A 23,664-nucleotide genomic window follows, 5' to 3' on the forward strand; every position below is an offset into this window, starting at 1 on the left:
TCTGCTATGTCGCGCCTGAGCCGCTTTGCAAACGGCTCTGGGCGAACGCGATGTACCAGTCGAGACAACCGGGATTGGCCATGGCGTCGCGGTTGATGACCTTGTCGAGCGGCTGCCCGAGCAGGAGCTTCTTGATCGGCAGCTCCTGCTTCTTGCCGGACAACGTGCGCGGGATCTCGGCTACCGCAAAGATCTCGTCGGGCACGAAGCGCCGCGACAGGCCGGCTTCGACCGCCATGTTGATCTTCCGCTTCATCGCCGCATCGAGCGCGACACCGTCGCGCAGCACCACGAACAGCGGCATGTAGCTGTCGCGGCCGAGATATTCGAGATCGACGACCAGCGAATCCAGGATCTCCGGCAGCGCCTCGATGGCCGAGTACAATTCGCTCGTCCCCATGCGCAGCCCGTGGCGATTGATGGTCGCGTCGCTGCGGCCATAGATGATGCAGGAGCCATCCGGATTGACCTTGAGCCAGTCGCCATGTCGCCAGACCGGCCCGCCCGCGCGCGCCTCGAAGGCGTCGAAGTAGCTCGCGAGATAGCGCGCATTCCCCGGATCGTTCCAGAACCGCAGCGGCATCGACGGCATCGGCGCGGTGCAGACGAGCTCTCCGACTTCGCCGATGACGGGCTCGCCCCGGTCATTGAAGGCCTCGACGGCCGCGCCGAGTGCGCGGCATTGCATGGTTCCGGGCACCTGCGGCAATTCGCGGTTGCCGCAGATGAAGGCGCCGGCGAAGTCGGTGCCGCCGGAGATGTTGGACCACCACATTTGCGCCTGCGCCCGGCTGCCATTGACCTGCGACAGCTCCGCGAACCGCTGATCGAACCAGGCCTGCGTGTCGGCACTGAGCGGTGAGCCGGTGGACCCGAGACAACGCAGTCGGGACAGATCGCCCGCGTCGGCCAGGTTGATGTCCGCCTTGACGCAGCTCGCGAAGAACGCCGCGCCTGCGCCGAAGAAGGTCGACTTCGAGTTCGCCACGAACCGCCACAGTGTGGTCCAGTCCGGATGATCCTTGGGCCCGGCCGGGCTGCCGTTGAAGATGCAGCACGTGGTGCCGTTGAGAAGCGCGCCGACCTGGTTGTTCCACATGATCCAGCCGGTCGAGCTGTACCAGTGATAGCGCTCGCCGAACGAATTCGGCTGATAGGAGCAGCCGATGTCGTTGTGCAGCCCAAGCAGCGCGAGCGTGACGATGATGATGCCGCCGTGACCATGCACGATCGGTTTCGGCAATCCGGTGGTGCCGCTCGAATACACGATCCAGAGTGGATGATCGAAGGGAAGCCACTCCGGTTCGAAGGCATCGACGCCAGGGCCTGTTCGTGACAGGACATCCGAGAGATGGACGCCCCCGGCGACCGGCGCGCCGGCATCGTCGCTGTGCAGGATGACGTGACCGACCGTTGGCAACGACCGCCGCAGCTCCTCGACGACATCGCGGCGATCGTGCCGGCGGCCGGCATAGGTGACCGCATCGCAGGCGATCAGCACCTTGGGCTCGATCTGCTTGAACCGGTCGATCACGGCGGGCGCGGCCATGTCGGGCGCGCAAACGCTCCAGATCGCGCCGATGCTCGCGGCAGCGAGAAACGCGATCATGGCTTCGGGGATATTGGGCAGATAGGCGGCGACCCTGTCGCCGGGCGCCACGCCTTGCTCGCGCAGATGCAGCGCCAGGGCGGCTGCCTTTCGCCGAAGCTCCGGCCAGGTCGTCTCCGTGAGCCTGCCGTCCTCGTGACTGCTGACGATCGCGGGCAGGCCCGCCGCATCGTTGGCTTCGACGTGACGAAATACCTGTCGGGCGTAGTTGACCGAAGCGCCCGGAAACCAGACCGCTCCCGGCATCGTGCGCTTGCCCAGGACGGTCGAAAACGCGGTCGGCGACTGCAGGTCATAATAGTCCCAGATGCTGCGCCAGAATCCGTCGAGGTCGCGGATGGACCATTGCCGCATCTCCTCGAAGCTTTCGAAGTGGAGGCCGCGATGATCCTTCAGCCATTGGCGATAGAGGGCCATTTGCGGGACATAGGGAGCTGTCATCATTGGTTCCGGCTGGTTGTTTGTATCGCGTCGACCGATGGGAGACGCCGAGGCGCTCATTTCGACTTCTGCTTCCGCCGCTTGTAGAGCGCGTTGAAGCCTCCGGCCATGAAGGTCACGAACCGCTCGCGGACGGCCACGAAATCGTCGGACTTGCATAGACCGCCGGACAGGCGGTCGATGCGGCCGGTCCGTGACAGGATCAGCGAGTAGGCGCCGGAGGTGAACTGGAAGCTCCAGAACAGGTCCTCGGGCGTGGCATCGGGCAATGCCTTCTGCAGCAGACCGATGAGACGCAGCACCAGCGGATCGAGATAGGTGTCCATCATCTCCACGCCATAGCCCGGCGCGTTCGCGACCTGCGCGAAGATACGGCCGAAGTGCCGCCAGTTGTCCTCTTCGTTGACGTAGACGTCGAACGCGCCGTCATAATAGGCACGCAGCGCGCCTTCCACGGTCGGGCGATCTCCGACCTTGGCCTCGTAGGCATCCAGCCCGGCCGTGCGCACCGTGACAGCGTATTCCATGCGGCGTTCGAACACGGCGTCGAACAGCGCTTTCTTGCCCTCGAAGTAGTAATGGATCAGCGCAGGATGGATGCCCATCCTGTCGGCCACATCCTTGATCGTCACGCCGAAATAGCCGAGCTGCGCGAACAGCTCCTCGCTGGTGTCGAGGATGAGCTTCACCGTCGTCGCGCGCTGTTCCGCGCGCGTGCGGCGCCCCTCGGGCTTCGGCTCTGCTGGCATGCTCTCCGTGGTCCCTGATCGGCGCGCACAGGAACGGCGCCGTTGTCATTTTGACGATGAGGGGGTGGGCGCGCCCGGTCAAGCGGGACTTCGGGCTTCCAACATTTTCATTTAGTGCTAAATGAATGAACTTGACCGGCGGCCGGCCGGACGGTAGGTCTCGGAGACCTGATGGATAGCGGTCGACGGTCGGGCGGCGGGCAGCGCGCTGCCAGTCTGGTCGCGCGCTGACATCATCAAGGACAATCGGCTGGCCATGGATCAGCCGCTCACGGGAGGACACATGATACGGATCGAGTCGACGGCGGCTGCCGTGCTGATGCTCGGCGTGGCCCTTTCAGCCCCGGCGTTCGCGCAGAAGACATACGACGTCGGCGCCACCGACACCGAGATCAAGATCGGCCAGACCAACCCGCTCAGCGGGCCGGCTTCTGCTTTCGGGTCCATCGGCAAGGCGGAAGCGGCCTATATCCGCATGATCAACGAGCAGGGCGGCGTCAACGGGCGCAAGATCAACCTCATCCAGTATGACGACGCCTACAGTCCGCCGAAGACGGTGGAGCAGGTGCGCAAGCTGGTCGAAAGCGACGAGGTGCTGACCACGTTCCAGATCATCGGCACGCCGCCGAACGCCGCGGTCCAGAAATATCTGAACGGCAAGGGCGTCCCGCAGCTTCTGGCGGGAAGTGGAGCGTCCCGTTTCACCGATCCGAAGAACTATCCCTGGACGATCTCCGCCAATCCGAACTACCAGTCGGAAGCGCACATCTACGCAAGATATATTCTGGAGAACCATCCGAACGCGAAGATCGGCATCCTGTATCAGAACGACGATCTCGGCAAAGATTACGTCAAGGGGCTGAAGGACGGGCTGGGCGCCAAGGCCGGCATGATCGTGAAGGAGCTGTCCTACGAGCTGTCCGATCCGACGATCGATTCGCAGCTGGTGACGCTCAAGGCGTCGGGTGCCGATCTGTTCTACAACATGTCGACGCCGAAATTCGCGGCGCAATCGATCAGGAAGGCCGCCGAGCTTGGCTGGAAGCCCGTCCACATCCTGGAGGTCAACGCGACGGCGGTCGGTCAGGTGCTCGTGCCCGCGGGGCTCGAGAATGCCAAGGACATCATCTCGGTCGCCTACGGCAAGGATCCGCTCGATCCGCAATGGGCCGATGACGAGGGCATGAAGCGCTACAAGGCGTTCATGGCGAAATACGCGCCCGGCGAGGACGCCAACAGCGGCTTCGCCACCTATGGCTACTCGACGGCCGCTCTCCTCGTCCACATCCTCAGGCAATGCGGTGACGAGCTGACGCGCGCCAACATCATGAAGCAGGCGACCAACATCAAGGGCTTCGTTCCCGATCTCGGGCTGCCTGGAATGTCGGTGACGACAACGCCCGACGATTACCGCATCAGCAAGCAATTCCAGATGATGAAATTCGACGGTCAGCGCTGGATCATCTCGGGTCCGATCCTGACCGACGACTTCAAGGCGGACTGATCCTCTCGTCGGCCATGGCCTGTCCGGGCGTCGCTTGCGCGCCAGGATGCCCAGCTGTCTCTCCGTCATCCGCGCCGGCCGGCGCCGAAAGCTGAACCCTGTCCGTCGGAGCGCCGCTCATGATCAGTGAAGCCGTCCGCCGCCGCCGGGGCTTCGATCCTGCGGCGCTTGCAGCGATCGGCCCGGCGCTCGCCGAATTCGTCGATCGCGGCGAGCTCGCAGGCATCGTGTCTCTCACCTCGCGCGGCGGCGAGATCGTTCATGCCGAGACGATCGGCTGGCGGGACGTCGAAACGAACAGCCCGATGCGCCCGGATACGTTGTTCCGGATCGCGTCGATGACCAAGCCGATCACCTCGGTGGCGGCGATGATGCTGGTCGAGGAAGGCAGGATCGCCTTGGCGGACCCCGTCTCCCAGTGGATTCCAGAGCTGGCCGATTTACGGGTCCTGCGCGACGCCGCCGGCCCGCTCGACGAGACCGTGCCCGCCCAGCGCGCGATCACCATCGAGGATCTGCTCACGCACCGCTCGGGCATCGCCTACGCGTTCTTCTCGGAAGGCCCGCTCAAGGTCGCCTATGAGCGCGCGCTCGGCGATCCCGCGATGAACCGTTCGACGCCGGACGAATGGCTCGCGGCGCTCGGCGCGCTACCGCTGGCCTATCAGCCCGGTGACCGATTCCACTACGGCCACTCGACCGACGTGCTCGGCTTCCTGATCGGCCGGGTCGAAGGCAAGCCGTTCCGGCGGGTGCTGCAGGAGCGCCTCTTCGCGCCGCTCGGCATGGACGACAGCGATTTCTGGTTGCCGCACGCCAAGCGAAATCGCCTGGCGAGCCTGTATGGGTATGACGAGACGACGGAGCGGCTCGTGAAGGTCGAGCCGGTCATGTATGACGAGCCGCCGGCCTATACGCCGGGTGGCGGCGGGCTGATCTCGTCCGCGCCGGACTACCATCGGTTCGCGCGCATGCTGCTCGGAGGAGGCGAGCTGGACGGCGTCAGGTTGCTGCGGCCTGCAACTGTGGATCTGATGCGAACCAATCGGCTGACCGATGGGCAGCGCCAGATTCCCTTCGCCGGCATGCCGCTGTGGCAGACTTCCGGATTTGGGCTCGGACTGGCGATCGCCGAGGAGGCCGTCGGCAATCCCTATGCCTGTGGCGCACCGGGCTCGATGACCTGGCCCGGCATCTTCGGCACCTGGTGGCAGGCCGATCCGGTCAATGACCTGATCATGATCTATCTGATCCAGCATCACGTGCCGGTCTCGGCCGGGGCAGGAGCCACGATTGCCACCGGTCGGGGCGCCGTCGGCCGCCGTGCTCTGCCCGTCTTCCAGCGTGGAACTTACGGCGCGCTGTCCCACATTGTGGAACAAGCGACATGACCGGCAAGTGCCGTCATCCCCGCGAGTCGGAAGCATATGTCCACGATGTGGACGCCACATTCCGCTCGATGAAACGTCCGATCGGCGGTGAGCTGCTTGCCGGCCCATTGCCGGAGCGGCAAACACGGCTTCATCTCATGCCGAGCTTGTCATCCGGCCGTTATTCTGCTCAGTGCTTCTTCAAATTGCGCGATCATGCGCATCGATCGATCGACTGAAGTCGACAGCCAGCGAGGAAACAAAACTATGCGCAAGTTAACTTTAGCCATTGCCCTGATCGTCCCGATGCTCGGTCATGCCGCGCAGGCCGAAGACACCGTCAAGATCGGCTATATCGATCCGCTGTCCGGCGGCGGTGCCAGCGTCGGCGAGGGCGGCCTGAAGACGTTCCAGTACCTGGCCGACGAGCTCAACGCCAAGGGCGGCATTCTCGGCCATAAGGTCGAGATCGTGCCGTTCGACAATAAGACCAATCCGCAAGAGAGCCTGGTCCAGGCCCAGAAGGCGATCGACGCCGGCGTCCGCTACATCACGCAAGGCAACGGATCGTCCGTCGGGCTTGCGCTGGAGGATTTCGTCAACAAGCACAACACGCGCAACCCCGGCAAGGAAGTGCTGTACTTCAACTATGCCGCCGTCGATCCGAGCATGACCAATGAGAAATGCAGCTACTGGCATTTCCGCTGGGACGCCAGCTCGGACATCAAGATGGAGGCGCTCACCAACTACATGAAGGACATCCCGTCCATCAAGAAGGTGTATCTGATCAATCAGGACTATTCGTTCGGCCAGTCGGTCCGCAGCGACGCGCGCAAGATGCTGGCGGCGAAGCGACCCGATGTCCAGATCGTCGGCGACGAGCTGCATCCGCTGCTGAAGATCACGGACTTCTCGCCCTACATTGCCAAGATCAAGGCGTCCGGCGCCGACAGCGTCATCACCGGCAACTGGGGCCAGGACATCGCGCTGCTGCTCAAGGCCGCCGCGGATGCCGGCCTGAAGGTCAACTGGTACACTTATTACGCGGGCGGCGCCGGCGGCCCGACCGCCATCAAGCAGACGGGCCTGGATCATCAGGTCTTTCAGCTGACCGAAGGCTTCGCCAATTCGGGCCATCAGGCTGCGATGGATTACGAGAAGGCGTTCCGCGCCAAGGTCAACATGTCGCTGTGGTATCCGCGGGCGGTCAACGAGATGCGCATGTTCAAGGCGGCGGCCGAGAAGGCCAACTCCATCGACCCGGTGAAGGTCGCGGCCGAGCTCGAGGACCTCAAGCTCGAGGTGCTGGATGGCGGCACCGGCTTCATGCGCAAGGATGATCACCAGTTCTTCCAGCCGATCTACGTCTCGTCCTTCGGCAAGCTCGCGGCGAACGAGCCGTTCGACGAGGAGAACACCGGCTGGGGATGGCACCTGGTCTCCAGGGTCGATACGCCCCAGGCCATGGTGTCGACGACGTGCAAGATGGCGCGGCCGTAATCGATCGGCGCTGGCTTCCCGCACGGCCTCACCGTGCGGGAAGCGGCGTCGGCCCTGCGTCGATCTGTTAGGGAATGAGCGGCGGGGCATCGAGGCCCCGGACATTCGCGGGTGCACCGTGCTTGAACTCATCGTCATCTCCACCCTCAACGGCGTGCTGTTCGGCATGCTGCTGTTCCTGCTGTCGAGCGGGCTGACCGTCATCTTCAGCATGATGGGGGTGCTCAATTTTGCTCACGCCAGCTTCTACATGCTCGGCGCCTTCTTCGGCTTCCAGCTCACGAAATGGGTCGGCTTCTGGCCGGCCCTCCTGCTCGCGCCGCTCCTCGTCGGGGCCATCGGCATGGCGGTCGAGCGTTACGGTCTGCGCAACACGCACAAGCATGGTCACGTCGCCGAGCTGCTGCTGACCTTCGGCCTCGCATTCGCGATCGAGGAAATCGTCTCGATGATCTGGGGCAAGACGCCGCTCGACTACCGCGTCCCGGCGCTGCTGGACTTTCCCGCATTTACGATCTTCTCGACCAACTATCCGGCCTACAAGCTGTTCATGCTGGCGGTGTCGGTGACGATCTTCGTGGCGCTGCTGATCGTGCTCAAGCGCACCCGGGTCGGCCTGATCGTTCAGGCGGCATTGACCCATCCCCATATGGTCGGCCATCTCGGCCACAATGTCGGACGCGTGTTCATGGTGGTGTTCGGGGTCGGCAGCGCGCTGGCCGGTCTCGCCGGCGTCATCGCCGGTCCCGCCCTGGTGACGCAATCCGACATGGCCGCGGCGCTCGGGCCGATCCTGTTCGTGGTGATCGTGTTCGGCGGCCTGGGCTCGCTGCCGGGCGCCTTCATCGCTTCGCTGGTGATCGGCCTGGTGCAGACCTTCGCCGTGGCGCTGAACGGATCGCTGGCAAGCGCCTTCGGTCCGCTCGATCCATCCGCCGGGCCATCGGTGCTCACCGACATCTGGAACGTGACGATCGCCCAGGTCGCGCCGATCGTTCCCTACCTGCTGCTGGTGCTCGTCCTGATCGTGCGCCCCGTGGGCCTGATGGGGACTCGCGAATCATGACCGCAGCAGTGACCTCCGCGTCTCGTCTCGCGGCAGAGCCCGCCGGATCCCGTCTCCGCTTCTATGCCGTCTGGGTGATCGGCGTGGCCGTGCTGATCGTGCTGCCGCTGCTCTTCAATTCGGGCGGATCGCTGACCTCGTTCAGCCTCATCGGGATCGCGATCGTCTTCGCGCTCTCCTACAACATCCTCCTCGGTCAGACCGGGTTGCTGTCGTTCGGTCACGCGGTTCACTACGGCCTGGGCGGCTTCGCGGCCTGTCACATGATGAATGCGGTGGTGGCGCATGGCTGGCCGATTCCGCTGCCCTTCATTCCGCTGTTCGGCGGGCTGGGCGGCCTCGCCTTCGCGATCATCCTCGGCTGGGTCATGACCAAGCGCGCCGGCACGGTGTTTGCGATGATCTCGCTCGGCATCGGCGAGCTCGTGGCGTCGTCGTCGCTGATCCTGCGCTCGGTGTTCGGCGGCGAAGCCGGCATCACCACGGACCGCACCGCTCTGCCGCGCATGTTCGGCTGGACCTTCGGGCCGCAGCTGCAGGTCTATTACCTGATCGCGTTCTGGCTGGTGCTATCGGCAATCGCGATGTATGCGCTGACCCGGACGCCCCTGGGGCGGATCAGCAATGCGGTGCGCGACAATCCCGAACGGGTCCAGTTCATCGGCTATGATCCGCACGTCGTCCGCTATCTCGCCTATTGTTTCGCCGGATTCTTCGCCGGCGTCGCGGGCGGCCTCGCGGCGATCAGCTTCGAGATCGCGAACTCCGCCTATCTCGGTGCAATCCAGTCGGGCCTCGTGCTGTTCGCGACCTTCATCGGTGGGACGGCCTACTTCTTCGGTCCGATCCTCGGCGCGATCCTGGTGACCTATCTCCAGCTTGGGCTGACGAGCCTCACCAGCGTCTGGCAGCTCTATTTCGGCATCATCTTCATCGGCATCGTCATGTTCTCACCCGGTGGCATCGCCGGTCTGCTGATGATGCACCGGCCGCTGGTCCGTGCCGGAACGCTCGGAATGGTGATCCCGTCCTATCTCGTTGCCATCGTGCCGACCGCGGCGTTCGCTTGCGGCGTCATCCTGACCATCGAGACGGTCGCGCGTTATTCGGGTGGCGACGCCATCAACCTGTTCGGCGTGGCCTTCAATCCGCAATCCCCCGTGACATGGGGCGTCGCCGCGATTCTGGTGGTCGCCGGCTTCTTCGTCGCGCGGTCGACGTGGCAGCGGATCGCCGGAGCCTGGGACGGGGCCGCCACTGTGGCGCGTGATCGGGGGTATCTGGCATGACCGCGGCCATCGAAGTCCGTGCCGTCGAAAAGCGCTTCGGCAATGTCGGCGTCATCCGCGACCTCAACCTGAGCGTCGCCCAGGGCGAGCGTCACGCGATCATCGGCCCGAACGGCGCTGGCAAGTCCACGACGTTCAACCTCATCAGCGGGCATATCAGGCCGACCTCGGGCGAGGTGCGATTGAACGGCGCGGTCATCTCGGGCCTGCGGCCGTTCGAGATCAACCGGCGCGGCCTGTCGCGCTCGTTCCAGGTGACCAACGTGTTCGCCCGCATGACCGTGTGGGAGAACGTCCGCTGCGCCGTGCTGTGGGCGACCGGACATCGCTACGCGTTCTGGAAGAACGTCGACAGCCTGCCGGAGGTGCGCGAGCGGACCGCCCAGATCCTCGACGACATCCACCTCACGCATCGGCGTGACATCCCCGCGGGGTTGTTGACTTATGCCGAGCAGCGCGAGCTGGAGATCGGGGTCACCATTGCGAGCGGTGCGACGGTCGTCATGCTCGACGAGCCGACGGCCGGGATGAGCCATGCGGAGACCGAGCGCGCCGTCTCGTTGATCCGGCGGCTCACCGAGGGGCGGACGCTGGTGATCGTCGAGCACGACATGAGCGTGGTATTCGGTCTCGCCGATCGCATCTCGGTGCTGGTCTACGGCCACATCATCGCGTCGGGCACGCCGGAGGAGATCCGTCGGGACCCGAAGGTGAGGGAAGCCTATCTCGGCGAGGAGGCCCACTGATGCTCGAAGTCAGGAACCTCCACGCCTATTACGGCAAGAGTCACATCCTCCAGGGCGTCGACCTCGACGTCGCTGCTGGCGAAGTGGTGAGCCTGCTCGGCCGCAACGGCGTCGGCCGCTCGACCACCGTGAAGGCGATCATGGGCGAGGTCAGTCCGCAGGGGACGATCCGCTTCAAGGGCCGGGACATTGCCGGCTTGCCGAGCTACAAGATCGCGCGCCTTGGGCTTGGCTATGTGCCCGAGCATCGCGACATCTTTCCGAGCCTCACCGTGCGGCAAAATCTCGTGCTCGGCATCAAGGACACCCGGCGGCCGGGGAAGTGGCGCCTCCAGGACATGCTCGACATGTTTCCCAATCTCGCCGCGCGCGCCGATACGCCGGCTGGCGTGCTGTCGGGCGGCGAGAAGCAGATGCTGACCACCTGCCGGACCTTGATGGGTGACCCCGACCTGATCATGATCGACGAACCCACCGAAGGTCTGGCGCCGCTGATCGTACAGCAGGTCGGCGACCTGATCGCCCGGATTGCGGCGGCTGGCGTCGCGATCCTGCTCGTCGAGCAGAAGCTCTCGATCGCGATGCGGATCTCGAAGCGCGTCTATGTCATGGGCCACGGCCGCGTCGTGTTCGAAGGAACGCCGGATCAGCTCAAGGCCAACACCGCGGTTCGGCAGGAGTGGCTCGAAGTGTGAGGTGCAGCGGCATCCGTCGCAGATCACCGGCCGGCTTGCGGGACCAGTCGCTGTTCGATCACAGCTTCTGGCGGCCGTAGATCAGGAGCATCAGGATGATCACCGCGCCGTAGATCAGCTGGCGGCCGGCCTCGCTGATCTGCATCACCGACAGAATGGACTGCAGCAGGGTGATCAGCACGACGCCGGCGACGGTGCCGAGATAGCTGCCGCGGCCGCCGAGAATGTGCGTGCCGCCGAGGACGACGGCGGCGATCGAGGGCAGCAGATAGGCGTCGCCCATCGACTGCGCCGCCTTCGAGGCATAGCCCGCGAGCAGCACGCCGCCGAAGGCGGACAGCGCGCCGGACAGCGCGAACGCCAGCATGGTGATGCGGCGTGTATCGATCCCTGAGAGATAGGCCGCGCGCTCGCGATTGCCGATGGCATAGATGGCGCGGCCGAACGTGGTCCGTGACAACAGCCAGATCGCTGCGCCGCCGATGATCGCCCAGACCAGCACCGCATTGGGAAGGCCGGGCACGATCGTGCCGGTGGCGAGATAGCGCATCGCCTTGGAGGCGGAATCCTGCGGCGCGAAGCCGCCGGTGTAGGCCACCATCAGGCCTTGCGCGACCGCATTGGTCGCCAGCGTGATGATCATCGAGGGAATGCGCAGATAGGCGACGCCGATGCCGTTCAGGACACCGATGGCGGCGCCGCAGAGAATGCCGCAGGGAATCGCGATGATGGCGCCGGTCGTGCCATGCGCGGCCGCCGCGCAGGCCATCATCGCGCCCGTCGTCACCACCCAAGGCACCGACAGGTCGATCTGGCCGAGCAGGATCACCAGCATCATCCCGGTGGCGATCACGCCCAGGAAGCTCGCGACCTTCAACTGCTGCAGCAGATAATCCGGCGACAGGAAGCTGCGCGAATACAGGCTGCCGACCAGCAGCAGCAGCACGATGCAGCCGAACGAGGCCGCCACCGCCGGATCGATCCGACGCAGCATGGCGATCCCGCGCTGGGCCGGTTGTGGTGCCGTTGCGTCGCTCATCCGAACCACTCCAGCCGATTACGCACACGCACCAGGCCGAACGCGCCGATCGAGACCGCGAGCATCAGCACGAGGCCCTGGAACAGCGGCTGCCACAGCGGATCGAAATCGAACACGAACAACAGATCGCCGATGGTGCGGAACGCGAGCGCGCCGAAGATCGCCCCGATCGCGCTGCCGCGTCCGCCCATCAGCGACACGCCGCCGAGCACCACGGCCGCGATCGAGAACAGCGTGTAGGCATTGCCGCTCGCATAGGCGGCCTCGCCCGTGTAGGAGAAGAACGTCAGGAACAGGCCGCCGATCGACGACAGCAGGCCAGCCAGGGTGTAGGCGACGAACTTGGCCGCGCGGATCGGCGCGCCGGACATGTAGGCTGCGACCTCGGAGGAGCCGGTCGCGAACGCGGCGCGGCCGACGACCGAGCGGCTATAGGGCACCCAGATCAGCAGCGCCGCCGCAGCCAGTGCCACGAGGCTCGTGGGCAGCACGCCGAATAATCTTCCCGTCAAGGCATCCGCCAGCGTCTCGTTGACGGATCCGCCGGGATTGGGCCGCAGGAACAGCGCGATGCCGTAGTACATCGCCCCGGTGGCGATCGTGGTCACGATCGGCTGCAGGCGCCCGAAGATCACGATCGCGCCGTTGATCATGCCGCAGACGATGCCGGTGCCGAGCACGCCGGCGACGCCGAGCGCGGTCTCGGTGGCGGTGCCGACCACGATCCAGGACGCGAGGCAGTTGGTCAGTGTCAGGATCATGCCGACGGACAGATCGATGCCGGCGGTGATCACCACGATCGCCTGCGCCATGGCGACGAAGGCCAGCAGCGTCGCCTTGTTGGCCGCGGTCTGCACCATGTTGGCGCTGAAGCCGGCCGGATGATTGGTCGCATAGAGCACGAACATCGCGACGAAGATGCCGATCGCGAGCAGGGTGCCGCGCTGTTCGGCGAGCCAGTACCGCCACTCGGTCATGCCAGACTCGCTTCCGCTCGCTCGCCCTCGTCGACATTGAGCGCACTGCTGACCAGCGCGCGCTCGGTGATCTCGGCGCCCGCAAGCTGGCGCCTGATCGCGCCATCATACATCACCAGCACGCGGTCGCAGCAGCCGATCAGCTCGTCATAGTCGGTCGAATAGAGCAGGATCGCGGCGCCCTCGTCGGCAAGCCGGCGCAGCAGCCGGTAGATCTCCTGCTTGGTGCCGACGTCGATGCCGCGCGTCGGATCGTTGAGCAGGATGATGCGCGGCTTGTTCATCAGCCATTTCGCGATCACGACCTTCTGCTGATTGCCGCCGGAGAGCGCGCTGACGGCGAGATCGGGGGAGGCGGTCTTGATCTCGATCAGGCGGATCATCTCCTCGATCAGGGCCGATTGCCGCTGCCGGTCGATGATGCCGAATGTCGCGAACCGGTCGAAGGCGGCGGCCGAGAGATTGTCGCGCACCGACATCGGCAGCATCAGTCCTTCGGTCTTGCGGTCCTCCGGAATCAGCGCGAGGCCGATGCGCTCCGACTTGGCAGTGACGGGGCTGTCGATCGTCACCTTGTTGCCGTCGATCAGAATGTCGCCGCGGCAGTCGCGCAGCACGCCGAACAGCGCCAGCAGCAGCTCGCGCTGGCCCTGGCCGTCGAGCCCGCCGAGTCCGATGATCTCTCCGGCCTGCAGCGAGAACGAGATGTCCTTCAGCCGGTCGCCCCAACTGATGCTCCTGCATTGCAGCGCGGGCGGCCGCCCATCGGTCTTGCGCGGCGGCTTGTCCGGGAAAGCGTGCTTGTACTCGCGGCCGATCATCAGCTCGATCACTTCGGCATCCGTCCTGGTGCCGGCCGGGAAGGTCGAGATGCGGCGCCCGTTGCGGAATACGCTGCATTCATCGGCGAGCTCGGCGATCTCGTGCATGCGGTGGGAGATGTAGAGCAGCGCCAGCCCCTCGCTGCGCAGGCGCTTCAGTACCGTAAATACCTTGGTCACGTCGGAGGCGGTCAGCGCCGAGGTCGCCTCGTCGAGGATCAGGATCTTCGGCCGCCGCGACAGCGCTTTCGCGATCTCGACCATCTGCCGGCGCGACAGCGGCAGGTCCTTCACCAGCGCGCGCGGATGAATGTCGCCGGCGCCGGCGCGGTGCAGCGCCTCCTCGGCAAGCCGGCGCTGGGCGCGCCGGTCGATCATGCCGAACCGCGTCGGCGGATGCGAGATCATGATGTTGTCCGCGACCGACAGGTCGGGAATCAGCGACAGCTCCTGGAAGATGCAGACGACGCCGGCATCATTCGCGGCGGAGGGACCGCTGAAGGCGACCTCGCGCCCTTCGAGCGTCATCCGGCCTTCGTCCGGTGCGACCACGCCGACCATCAGCTTGATCAGCGTCGACTTGCCGGCGCCGTTCTCGCCGAGAATGGCGTGGATGCGGCCGGGATGGACCTCCAGGTCCGCACCGTCGAGAGCGATCACGCCGCCGTAGCGTTTGGACAGTCCTACGGCGCGAAACAGCGGCTCAGCCGCGATCATGCTTGCTTCCCCAGTCGTTTGGGCAATAGGGACGGGCTGGCCGCGAGACAACCCGCGGACCAGCGATCACACCGGCCTATTGGTTTTCCTTCGACTGGCCCATGATCTCCTGCGCCGTGAAGTTGATGCCGCAGGTCGGGAAGGAGTTGCCGACAAAGAAGTTGTCGGATTGGGCCGGGAAGTAGTCCTGATCCTTCTTGAAGTTCGGATCTTCCACGACCGCGAGCGGCAGCTTGACCGATTGCGGCACGACCTTGCCTTCGAGGGCGGCGAGCGCGACCTTGATCGCGACCGCGACCTGCGCAGGTCCGGTGCCAGCGGACGAGCATTTCAGGCCTTCCGAGGCCTTGGCGGCGCAGAACTTGCGGAAGCCGTTCTCGGTCTCGCCGCCGAACGGCACCATCTTGTGCTTGGCGTCGAGCATGGCCTGCACGATGCCGGTGTCGCCACCCTGGCCGGAGATCGCATCGAACGGGCCGTTGGTCGCGATCGCATCGGCCGTGGCCTTCTGGGCGACGCCGTCGTCCCATTTGCCGACGACCTCGGTGACCTGCCACTTCTTGCCGGAGCCGTCGAGAACGGAGTGGAAGCCGTTGTGACGGTCGGTGTCGACCGAGGTTCCGGCGACGCCGCGCACCTCGAGCACCTTGCCGCCGCCGGGCACGTTCTTGACCAGCCACTTCGCCCAGAGCTCGCCGAGGCCCTTCTGGTCGACATTGACGTTGATCGCGTCTTCCGTCGCGAGAATGTTGTCGAAGGCGACGAGGATCACGCCGGCCTGCTTGGCGCGCTTGATCACCGGCCCGAAGGCGGTCGGGTTCTGCGCGTTGACGACGATGGCGTCATAGCCGGAGTCGATGAAGTTGTTGATCGCCGAGATCTGCGCCGGCACGTCCTCGCCGGTCGAGACGACCTTGAACTCCTTGAGCTTGGCCTTCACCTCGGGCTGCGCCGCATAGGCCTTCGCGGTCTGGATCATCTGGATGCGCCAGGTGTTGGCGATGTAGCCGTTCGCCAGTGCGATGCGGTAGGGGCCCTTCTTGGCCGGAAACTTGAAGAACTTGGTGTCCTTGGTCCACGGCACCATGCATTCAGGCTCGCTCGCCGGTCCCTTGACCATCTCCGGCTCCGCCAGCGCCTTGCTGGCAAACGCGGTGACCAGCACCAGCGATGCACACGTGGCAAGGCATCGCGCCCTCATCGACTTGGACGACATTCGTGACCTCCCCTGTTGTTGTGGCGCCAGATCAATGACGCATGTGCGAGACGCCTCTTTGTTTCCGGAGGTTGTGCGAGCAATGCTCGTCGTCTCGACCCGCCAAGCGTTACTGATCAATGACAGCGCTGTCAATTACCGTCGCGCCGCTTTTGCCAAGCGGCCGGTCGCATGTCATGAATGTGGTTCGGACAAATCCGCGTGAATCATTGCTGCAAGGATCATGTCTCAGAAGCGTCGCACCACGCTGGAGGACGTCGCGCGCATCGCCAATGTCAGCGCTGTCACCGTGTCGCGGGCGCTGCGTCGGCCCGATATGGTGTCGCCGGAATTGCGCAAGCGGATCGATGCGGCGGTCGACAGGCTGGCCTATGTGCCCAACTTCGCGGCGAGCCGGCTCGCCTCGACCCGCACGCATTCCATCGGCATCGTCGTGTCGTCGCTCTCCAACGGCATCTTCGCGGACTACCTGCAGGCGATCTACGACGCCCTGCTGCCGCTCGGCTTTCGCCCCGTCGTCGTCAGCAGCCGCTACTCGGCGGAGGAGGAAGAGGGGGCGATCAGGACCTTGCTGGGCCAGAACATCGAGGCGCTGATCCTGGTCGGGGTGAACCAGACGCGGGCGGCACGGCGCATTCTCGAACGCTCGCGGATTCCGGTGGTGCAGACGTTCGAGCTGACCGACGATCCGATCGATCTGAATGTCGGACTTTCGCAGCGCCAGGGCGGCCATGCCGCGACCCGCTTCCTGATCGAGCTGGGACATCGGCGGATCGCCTATCTCTCGGGACAGCGCGACGACCGGGCCCGCGCCCGGCTCGAGGGGTATCACGCAGCGCTGGCGGAAGCCGGGCTGGACGGCGCGTCGCTGGTGGCCTGGCTCCCGGCCCAGGCGACGATCTCGCTGGGGCGGAAGCTGACCGAGGAGATGCTCGCGAGCGAAGCCCCCGACGCGATCTTCTGCTGCGACGACAACATCGCGCTCGGGGCGTTGTTCGCCTGCCAGCAGGCGGGGCTGGAGGTCCCGCGCCGGATTTCGCTGATCGGCTTCAATGACCTGGAATTCGCGGCGGCCTCCAATCCGCCGCTGTCGACCGTGCTGACGCCGCGCGCCGACATGGGGCGCGTGGCGTCCGAACTGGTGCTTCAGGTGATCGCCACCGGCAGGCGGCCGAGAGCGCGGCAGATCGACCTCGGTTTCGAGATCGTCGCGCGCGGCAGCACCGGGCCGCATCTGGTTGCATCGTGAGAGCGGCGCGGTCTCAGGCCCAGCCGCCGTCGACGATGTAGTTCTGGTTGGTGCAGGCGCCGCTGTCGTCGGCGGCGAAGAACAGCACTACGCGGGCGATGTCGTCCGGCACGAGCTTGCGCTTGAGGCATTGGCGCCGCATCAGCTCGGCCTCGCCCTCGGGCGTCAGCCACATTCGCTGCTGGCGCTCGGTCATGATCCAGCCCGGAAGGATGGAATTGACCCGGATGTTGCTGGGGCCGAGATCGCGGGCGAGGGCGCGCGTCAGTCCCTGGATCGCCGACTTCGCCGTGGTGTAGCAGGGCATGTTGCCCTGGCCGAGCACCCAGCTCACCGAGCCGAGATTGACGATCGCGCCGCCTCCCGCCTGGATCATGTCCGGCGCAACCGCCTGGGCCGCGAAGAACTGATGCTTGAGGTTCACGGCGATGCGCTCGTCCCAATAGTCCGGCGTGACGTCCTCGATCGCGTGGCGGTCGTCGCGCGCCGCATTGTTCACGAGGATGGTGATCGGCCCCAGCGCCTCGCGGGCGCCGGCGACCGCAGCCCTCAGCGCGGCGATGTCGCGCAGATCGGCATGCGCGAAGTGCACCTTGGCCTCCGCAGGCAGGCTCTCCAGCACTTGCTGTGAGGCCTCCAGATCGATGTCGATGAATCCGACACGCGCACCTTGGCCGACGAAATTGCGGACGATCGCTTCCCCGATGCCGGAGCCGCCGCCGGTCACGAGAACGGCCCGATCCTTGAGGCTTGGGTAGATGGTGCCCTGCATTGGTTCCTCTCAGTTGCGCCTGGGAGAGCGGCCGCGGCCGCGACGAGACGCATCCCGGACGCCGTCCGTGTTGTGCAATGCACGGCCGGTGCGTCCGGCTGGACCCCTCGATGTGCGCCTGCGAGCACCCTCACGCCCGATGTCGATGCTGACGGATCCGGGCGTTCCCCCTGCGACGTCCTTGTTTGCTATCCGGCATTCTGCGCCAGGACCGGCCGGGACGCCAGCACCTGTTGCGCCGCTCGGGTGCGACCATCGGGCGCCTTCTTCGGAGCTGGACCGGCCGCCGTCGGTCGAGCGCAAAACCCTTCAGAGGATTTCGGAGATCGACTGGCCCTGCAACTCGATGCTCAGTCCCTGCATGCCGAGATCGGTGATCTCGCCGCCCATCGCCTTCAGGCTCTCCTCGCGGATCAACGACATCAGCCCGCGCCGCAGCGCCAGGAATTCCGACGACATCATCATCGCTTGCTGGCGTGGGCGCTCGAGCGGGATCTGGATTTCGGCCTTGATCGAGCCGGGGCGCGCGGTCATGCAGTAGACGCGGTCGGACAGGAAGATCGCCTCGTCGATGTCGTGGGTGACGAACAGCACCGAGATCTTCAGCCGCTGCCACATGTTGGTGAGGATCTGCTGCATGATGATGCGGGTCTGCGCGTCCAGCGCGCCGAACGGCTCGTCGAGCAGCAGCACCTTGGGGCCGGTGGCGAGCGCGCGCACGATGCCGACGCGCTGCTTCATGCCGCCGGAGAGACGCTCGGGATAATGGTTCTCGAACGCCTCGAGACCGGCGAGGCCGAGCAGAGTCCGCGCCGCGCGTGCGCGCTCGAACTTCGCCATGCCGCGCATCTTCAGCCCGAACTCGACGTTCTCGCGCACCGTCTTCCAGGGAAACAGCGAATATTGCTGAAACACCATGCCGCGTTCGGCGCTGGGTCCGGTCACGGCCTGGCCGTCGACCGTGACGATGCCGCTGGTCGGTTTGAGGAAGCCCGCGACAGCGTTGAGCAGTGTCGACTTGCCGCAACCCGACGGTCCGACGATCGAGACGAACTCGCCGGGCTCGACATGGATCTGGGTGTCGGTGACGGCCTCGACGGCGCCGTCGATGGTCTCGTAGCTCAGGGCGAAGTTGCGGACCTCGATATGGCCCTGTCTCGTATCCGCTGCGGCTTGGCTCATCGCGACCTCCAGGGCATCACCAATTGTCCGGCTGCGCGGATCACGAGGCTCGAGCCGAGCCCGAGCACGCCGATCGTGATCATCCCGAGCGCGATGTCGGCATACTGGACCAGTGAATAGGCTTCCCAGGTGAAGTAGCCGATGCCGAACTGTCCCGAGATCATCTCGGCCGCGATCAGCGACACCCATGCGACGCCCATGCCGACGGTGAGGCCAGTGAAGATGTGCGGCAGCGACGCCGGGAAATAGACCTCGCGGAAGATCGACGCCTCCCGGGCGCCAAGGCATTTGGCGGCGCGCACCAGCACGGGATCGACCAGCGTCATGCCGTGCAGGGTGTTGACCAGGATCGGAAAGAACGAGCCGAGAAAGGTGATGAAGACAATGCTCTGCTCGTTGGTCGGCCACAGCATGATCGCCATCGGGACCCAGGCGATGGCCGGAATCGGACGCAGCACCTCGGCGACCGGAAACACGATCTCGTGCACCAGCTTGAAGCGGCCCATGATCAGGCCGAGCGGCACGCCGACCAGCGCGGCCAGCGAGAACCCGATGAAGATCCGGCGGCAACTGAGCAGGATGTGCATCAGGAATTTCGGATCGTGGATCGCCTTGGTGAAGCTCGCATAGACCGCCAGCGGCGCCGGCACGTTGGTGAACTTCACGAAGAAGACGACGCGGTAGGTCGTCAGCAGGTGCCAGGCGATCAGGAACAGGATCAGCGACGCGGTGCCGATCAGCAGCGACTGCAGCCGGTCCTGGTTCAGCCGGAACCAGCGTGCCGCGCGGGCGGAGACGTGCGGCCGGCTCGGCGGGGGCGCGGTGCCAGGCGCGGCGGCCGCCGCAGCCTGGTCGGGCGACGTCATCAGGGCGGGGCTGCTCAAGTCTTGCCTCCCGCCACCGCCAGCTTCACGGCGTCATCAAGTCCCATCACCTTGCCGCCGATCTTGGCGGCATAGGCCTCGGCATCCTTCTTCAGCAGGAACGGCGCGATCTCGCCATTGGCGGCGGCGAAGAACGCCTGGTCGGCGAACAGCTTGATGCCGCGCGCGGTGTCGAAGACGTAGGCGACGTTGATCTTCTTGCCCTTGGCCTTGTAGTCGGCATAGGCGCCGAGCGTGCAGGTCGCGCTGCTGAAGGCTGTGATGCCCTCGCCGTCGATCCAGACCTCGCCGGCCTTGCGCGGCTCGGTGATCGGCCTGTTGCAGAACTTGTCCTCGCCGGAGATTTCGTAGTTCGCGGTGCTGGCGAGATCCTTGTCATAGTCCAGCTTCAGCTCGGCATAGGCCTTGCGGATGTAGCTGTCGTCCACCCACTTCTTCGGATCGAACTCCTTCATGCGGCCGAGGCTCTGCAGCACCTTGACGTCAGTCGCGGCGGCATCCACCAGCGCCGGCTTGATCGTCGGATCCGTGGTCATGTTGCCGCCGGGACCGAGGAAGATGTAGACGACCTCCTTGTTGATCCCGGTCCATTCCTGGATCTTTTCGGCCGCCGCTTTCGGATCCTGGCGCAGCCACTGGTTGGCGGCGATGACTGCCTTGACATAGGCGATGACGACCTCGGGATACTTCTCCGCAAAGTCCGTGCGGACGACGACGCCGTGGAAGGTCGGCAGGTTGGTCTGGACGCCGTCGAAGATCTTGCGCGCATAGCCGCGGAACGGCAGCAACTCGGCGAACGGAACGAAATCGGCGTGCGCGTCGATCTTCTTTTCCTGCAGGTTCGTCGAGCCGACCTCCGGCGTCTGGCTCACGAGCTGGAAGAAGTCCGCCGGATAGCCGGCGTCCTGAAGCGCCTTCAGCACCATGCCATGTGCGGCCGAGCCGAACGGCACGCTGACCAGCTTGCCCTTGAGGTCGGAGAGTTCATAGTAGGGCGAGTCCTTGTGAACGACGATGCCGTTGCCGGAGCCGGCGAGGCTGTAGGCGGCGACCGCGATCAGCCGGCTCTTGCTCTCGGGATTGTTCTCGAAGGTGAAGCCGTTCACGATCAGCGGGTAGTCGCCCATCATGCCGAACTGCAGCTTGTTCGCCATCATCCCGTTGGTGACGGGCGGGCCGGACGTGAAGTTCTGCCACTCGATTTCGAACTTGATGTTGGCGTATTTGCCGTCCTTGGGCAGATACTTCTCCAGCAGGTGAAGCTGCCGCACGATGGTGCCGGCAGTCACCGTGTTCGTCGTGGTGTCCTGGGTGCCTATGCCGATCGTGACTGTCTCTGCTGCGACGGGCTGCGCCGCAATCAGGGACAGACAGGTGGCGGATAGTAATAGCGCGTGACGGCAGCGGACCATTCTCATCCCCGTTCGGTTGGATGGCTGATGGCGCCATGATGAAGGCCGCGTCCACGAGCGCAAATCCGGAGTTCGGCAGCGGGTGGATTAGTTGCCGTCAAAATCCGGTTGCGTACTCCTTGGGCAATTTCGCTCATGACAGCCGCTTGCATGAGCAGGCCGGCTAATCCGCGGCCTGGCCGCGCATCTCGTCCAGGACGTCGGGCCGGCAGACCACGATCTGCGACCGCTTGGTACGGACGATATTCTTTTCCTGCATCCGCTTGAGGCTGATCGTCACCCACTGCCGCGTCGCGCCGACCATGTGGGCGATGTCGGCATGGGTGAAGGCCGCGGCAATGACCTTGCCGTCGGGATCGTCGACGCCATAGAGGTCGACGAGATGCAGCAGCAGATGGGCGAGCCGCTCGGTGATCGAACGGGTCCCCAGCATCTGGGCCAGGGCGGAGTAGCATTTTCCCTTGAAGCTCAACCCTTCGATCAGTCCGATCGCCAGATTGGGGATCTCCGCCACCAGCGTTCGCAGCTCCTTGCCCGGAAGCTGGATCACGCTGGCATTGCTGGCCGCGATGCCGGACCATTGATGCACGCCGGTGTCGAACACTTCGGGACCGCCGACGAAATTGCCGACATGCCAATAGGCCAGCGTGATCTCGCGCCCCTGCGGGGACGTGTAGAACACGCGGATGCGGCCGCTCTCGACCAGGAAAATGCCGTCGTGCCGGGCGCCCTGACTGAACAGCGTCTGGCCGCGGTTCAGGACCTTGCGGCGGCCCTGCTTCAGCACCTGCTCACGCTCGCGCAGGCTGAGCCTTTCGATCAGCGACGGCGGGCCGCCGATGGATTGCTGACTTTCGGTGAGCAGGAGCGACGAACTGGTCACCGCGCGTGCTGAGGTCATGGGAGAGGGCACGGCTTCCGCAGCTGATTTGGCCGCCTGCAGCAACATGTCTTGCCTCCGCATTGATCATACTGATCAGAAGCGGAGCAATGTTCGTGCCATCCGTCGCCGCGTGAGGGCCTCAAACGGCAGCGAGTTCCCAGAGGTATGATTTCGGATAGATGCCACGATTATGGCCGTCGGAAAACGCGATGTTCAGGCCGTAGCCGAGGTCACCGACCCCCACGATGCCGATCCCGGGAAATTGCGACGGGAAGCGGCCGTCGAAGCGGGCCCGCCTGCAATGCGCGCACATGCAGGACAGGCGCAGCCGTTCGGCGGACAGCACCGCGGGCGGGCCGCTCGCGTTCCGTAGCCGCAATGATGCCAGGTCGGGACTGACCTCGCCGTCAGCGATGTCGGCTGCAATCATGGCTCCTCCTGGTTGTGCCGAGGCCGGTGTCATCACGCTAGGGGAGACGGTTTGGAGCACCCAGCAACTAATTGCCTCGTTCGACGGAATGTCGAGCGCTGCTGCTTCGTTAGGCGCGCTGGCTTTCCTCGGAACAATCTTCGCAACTAATCCACCGTCGCAGCACGTTCGAAATTGCCGGACTGCGCCGTTTCCGCGAGATCGTGCTCAGCAACCGCCACACGGCGCGCCCCGCGCCTCAGGAGACGACGATGAGCGCTTTTCAGACTGAGACGGTGTTGTCGGTCCGGCACTGGACCGATTCGCTGTTCAGCTTCACCGCCACGCGGGATCCCGGCTTCCGCTTCCAGAACGGGCAGTTCGCGATGATCGGACTGGAGGTCGACGGCCGGCCGCTGATGCGCGCCTACAGCATGGCGAGCGCCAATCACGAGGATGAGCTGGAGTTCTTCAGCATCAAGGTGGCGGACGGGCCGCTGACCTCACGGCTGCAGAAGATCAAGGAGGGCGATCGCATCCTCGTCGGGCGCAAGGCGACGGGAACGCTGATCGCGGGCAACCTCATTCCCGGCAGACGTCTGCTGCTGCTGTCGACCGGCACCGGGCTGGCGCCGTTCGCCAGCCTGGTCAAGGATCCCGACATCTACGAGACCTATGAGACCATCATTCTGGCCCATGGCTGCCGCCAGGTCTCGGAGCTTGCCTATGGCGAGCAGCTCGTCGACAGCCTGCGCGGCCATGACTTCTTCGGCCCCCTGGTCCGAGATCGGCTGCTTCATTACCCCACGGTGACCCGCGAGCCGTTCCGCAACCGCGGCCGCATCACCGATCTGATCGCATCGGGCCAGATGTTCGCCGACATCGGCGGGCCCGACCTCGATGTCGAGACCGACCGCGTCATGCTCTGTGGCAGCCCCGCGATGCTGGCCGAGCTCCAGACCATGCTGGAGGACCGCGGCTTCGTCGAAGGCAACCACAGCACGCCCGGCCATTTCGTGGTCGAGAAGGCGTTCGTCGAGCGCTGAGCGCCGGCGGAAGAATTGCGTCCCGGCGACAACTAATTGCTATCGCCGGGCGCGCCGCTGAACAACTCTGACCCGGACCGGTGGGTCC

The 23,664-nt window shown here is 65.0% G+C and carries 22 protein-coding genes; 10 read left to right on the forward strand and 12 right to left on the reverse strand.

Features of this window, described 5'->3' with window-relative positions:
* Positions 1-4 precede the first annotated feature (4 nt).
* On the reverse strand, positions 5-2,050 hold the full coding sequence (locus ACQR1H_RS06320; protein WP_434907308.1) for an acetoacetate--CoA ligase: 2,046 nt from the start codon (positions 2,048-2,050) through the stop codon (positions 5-7).
* Positions 2,051-2,106: 56 nt separating this feature from the next.
* Complete coding sequence (locus ACQR1H_RS06325; RefSeq protein ID WP_434907309.1) at positions 2,107-2,799, reverse strand: TetR/AcrR family transcriptional regulator; 693 nt, start codon at positions 2,797-2,799, stop codon at positions 2,107-2,109.
* Between the two features lie 283 nt (positions 2,800-3,082).
* Between ACQR1H_RS06325 and ACQR1H_RS06330 the strand changes: the two genes are divergently transcribed.
* The 8 genes from ACQR1H_RS06330 to ACQR1H_RS06365 all read left to right on the forward strand — a co-directional run bounded on the left by ACQR1H_RS06330 (position 3,083) and on the right by ACQR1H_RS06365 (position 10,969).
* Positions 3,083-4,303: an ABC transporter substrate-binding protein gene (locus ACQR1H_RS06330; protein ID WP_316217790.1), complete on the forward strand. Its 1,221-nt coding sequence runs from the start codon at positions 3,083-3,085 to the stop codon at positions 4,301-4,303.
* Positions 4,304-4,422: 119 nt separating this feature from the next.
* Positions 4,423-5,694 carry a serine hydrolase domain-containing protein gene (locus ACQR1H_RS06335; RefSeq protein WP_434907310.1) on the forward strand — a complete coding sequence of 424 codons (1,272 nt, stop codon included), beginning with the start codon at positions 4,423-4,425 and terminating at the stop codon, positions 5,692-5,694.
* Positions 5,691-5,912 carry a hypothetical protein gene (locus tag ACQR1H_RS06340; protein WP_434845726.1) on the forward strand — a complete coding sequence of 74 codons (222 nt, stop codon included), beginning with the start codon at positions 5,691-5,693 and terminating at the stop codon, positions 5,910-5,912. The genes ACQR1H_RS06335 and ACQR1H_RS06340 overlap by 4 nt, the downstream gene beginning before the upstream one ends.
* Positions 5,913-5,940: 28 nt before the next feature.
* The gene (locus tag ACQR1H_RS06345; RefSeq protein WP_434907311.1) at positions 5,941-7,173 is read left to right on the forward strand and encodes a branched-chain amino acid ABC transporter substrate-binding protein; all 1,233 of its coding nucleotides are present in this window, start codon (positions 5,941-5,943) and stop codon (positions 7,171-7,173) included.
* A 118-nt stretch (positions 7,174-7,291) separates the two neighbouring features.
* On the forward strand, positions 7,292-8,239 hold the full coding sequence (locus ACQR1H_RS06350) for a branched-chain amino acid ABC transporter permease (protein WP_315802024.1): 948 nt from the start codon (positions 7,292-7,294) through the stop codon (positions 8,237-8,239).
* Positions 8,236-9,528, forward strand: a complete 1,293-nt coding sequence (locus tag ACQR1H_RS06355; protein WP_434889472.1) for a branched-chain amino acid ABC transporter permease — start codon at positions 8,236-8,238, stop codon at positions 9,526-9,528. The genes ACQR1H_RS06350 and ACQR1H_RS06355 overlap by 4 nt, the downstream gene beginning before the upstream one ends.
* Positions 9,525-10,274, forward strand: coding sequence for an ABC transporter ATP-binding protein (locus ACQR1H_RS06360; protein ID WP_315802026.1), 750 nt, complete (start codon positions 9,525-9,527; stop codon positions 10,272-10,274). The genes ACQR1H_RS06355 and ACQR1H_RS06360 overlap by 4 nt, the downstream gene beginning before the upstream one ends.
* Positions 10,274-10,969 (forward strand): ABC transporter ATP-binding protein, encoded by a 696-nt coding sequence (locus ACQR1H_RS06365; protein WP_315713534.1) that lies wholly within the window; start codon positions 10,274-10,276, stop codon positions 10,967-10,969. The genes ACQR1H_RS06360 and ACQR1H_RS06365 overlap by 1 nt, the downstream gene beginning before the upstream one ends.
* 58 nt (positions 10,970-11,027) lie before the next feature.
* Here ACQR1H_RS06365 and ACQR1H_RS06370 read toward each other — a convergent pair whose 3' ends face one another.
* The 4 genes from ACQR1H_RS06370 to ACQR1H_RS06385 form a co-directional block, all read right to left on the reverse strand.
* Positions 11,028-12,008 carry an ABC transporter permease gene (locus ACQR1H_RS06370; RefSeq protein WP_434907312.1) on the reverse strand — a complete coding sequence of 327 codons (981 nt, stop codon included), beginning with the start codon at positions 12,006-12,008 and terminating at the stop codon, positions 11,028-11,030.
* Positions 12,005-12,985, reverse strand: a complete 981-nt coding sequence (locus ACQR1H_RS06375) for an ABC transporter permease (protein WP_316217787.1) — start codon at positions 12,983-12,985, stop codon at positions 12,005-12,007. The genes ACQR1H_RS06370 and ACQR1H_RS06375 overlap by 4 nt, the downstream gene beginning before the upstream one ends.
* Positions 12,982-14,523, reverse strand: a complete 1,542-nt coding sequence (locus tag ACQR1H_RS06380; RefSeq protein ID WP_434907313.1) for a sugar ABC transporter ATP-binding protein — start codon at positions 14,521-14,523, stop codon at positions 12,982-12,984. The genes ACQR1H_RS06375 and ACQR1H_RS06380 overlap by 4 nt, the downstream gene beginning before the upstream one ends.
* A gap of 76 nt (positions 14,524-14,599) precedes the next feature.
* The gene (locus ACQR1H_RS06385; protein WP_315802030.1) at positions 14,600-15,739 is read right to left on the reverse strand and encodes a sugar ABC transporter substrate-binding protein; all 1,140 of its coding nucleotides are present in this window, start codon (positions 15,737-15,739) and stop codon (positions 14,600-14,602) included.
* Between the two features lie 223 nt (positions 15,740-15,962).
* Between ACQR1H_RS06385 and ACQR1H_RS06390 the strand changes: the two genes are divergently transcribed.
* The gene (locus ACQR1H_RS06390; protein ID WP_315802031.1) at positions 15,963-16,988 is read left to right on the forward strand and encodes a LacI family DNA-binding transcriptional regulator; all 1,026 of its coding nucleotides are present in this window, start codon (positions 15,963-15,965) and stop codon (positions 16,986-16,988) included.
* Between the two features lie 13 nt (positions 16,989-17,001).
* On the opposite strand, the gene ACQR1H_RS06395 is transcribed toward ACQR1H_RS06390, so the two are convergent.
* The 6 genes from ACQR1H_RS06395 to ACQR1H_RS06420 all read right to left on the reverse strand — a co-directional run bounded on the left by ACQR1H_RS06395 (position 17,002) and on the right by ACQR1H_RS06420 (position 22,551).
* Positions 17,002-17,760 (reverse strand): SDR family NAD(P)-dependent oxidoreductase, encoded by a 759-nt coding sequence (locus tag ACQR1H_RS06395; RefSeq protein WP_434873217.1) that lies wholly within the window; start codon positions 17,758-17,760, stop codon positions 17,002-17,004.
* 309 nt (positions 17,761-18,069) lie between these two features.
* Positions 18,070-18,942 carry an ABC transporter ATP-binding protein gene (locus ACQR1H_RS06400; protein ID WP_315802033.1) on the reverse strand — a complete coding sequence of 291 codons (873 nt, stop codon included), beginning with the start codon at positions 18,940-18,942 and terminating at the stop codon, positions 18,070-18,072.
* On the reverse strand, positions 18,939-19,826 hold the full coding sequence (locus ACQR1H_RS06405; protein ID WP_316181606.1) for an ABC transporter permease: 888 nt from the start codon (positions 19,824-19,826) through the stop codon (positions 18,939-18,941). The genes ACQR1H_RS06400 and ACQR1H_RS06405 overlap by 4 nt, the downstream gene beginning before the upstream one ends.
* Positions 19,823-21,238, reverse strand: a complete 1,416-nt coding sequence (locus tag ACQR1H_RS06410; RefSeq protein WP_434848475.1) for an ABC transporter substrate-binding protein — start codon at positions 21,236-21,238, stop codon at positions 19,823-19,825. Before ACQR1H_RS06410 ends, ACQR1H_RS06405 begins: the two co-directional genes overlap by 4 nt.
* Positions 21,239-21,401: 163 nt before the next feature.
* Complete coding sequence (locus ACQR1H_RS06415) at positions 21,402-22,187, reverse strand: Crp/Fnr family transcriptional regulator (RefSeq protein ID WP_434873216.1); 786 nt, start codon at positions 22,185-22,187, stop codon at positions 21,402-21,404.
* Between the two features lie 73 nt (positions 22,188-22,260).
* A complete protein-coding gene (locus ACQR1H_RS06420; protein WP_315802037.1) occupies positions 22,261-22,551 on the reverse strand; it encodes a gamma-butyrobetaine hydroxylase-like domain-containing protein in 291 nt (96 codons plus the stop codon).
* A gap of 251 nt (positions 22,552-22,802) precedes the next feature.
* Here ACQR1H_RS06420 and ACQR1H_RS06425 point away from each other — a divergent pair, with 251 nt between their 5' ends.
* On the forward strand, positions 22,803-23,576 hold the full coding sequence (locus ACQR1H_RS06425; protein WP_434873215.1) for a ferredoxin--NADP reductase: 774 nt from the start codon (positions 22,803-22,805) through the stop codon (positions 23,574-23,576).
* Positions 23,577-23,664 lie beyond the last annotated feature (88 nt).

The organism is Bradyrhizobium sp. HKCCYLRH2015 (assembly GCF_051168215.1).
Lineage (GTDB): Bacteria > Pseudomonadota > Alphaproteobacteria > Rhizobiales > Xanthobacteraceae > Bradyrhizobium.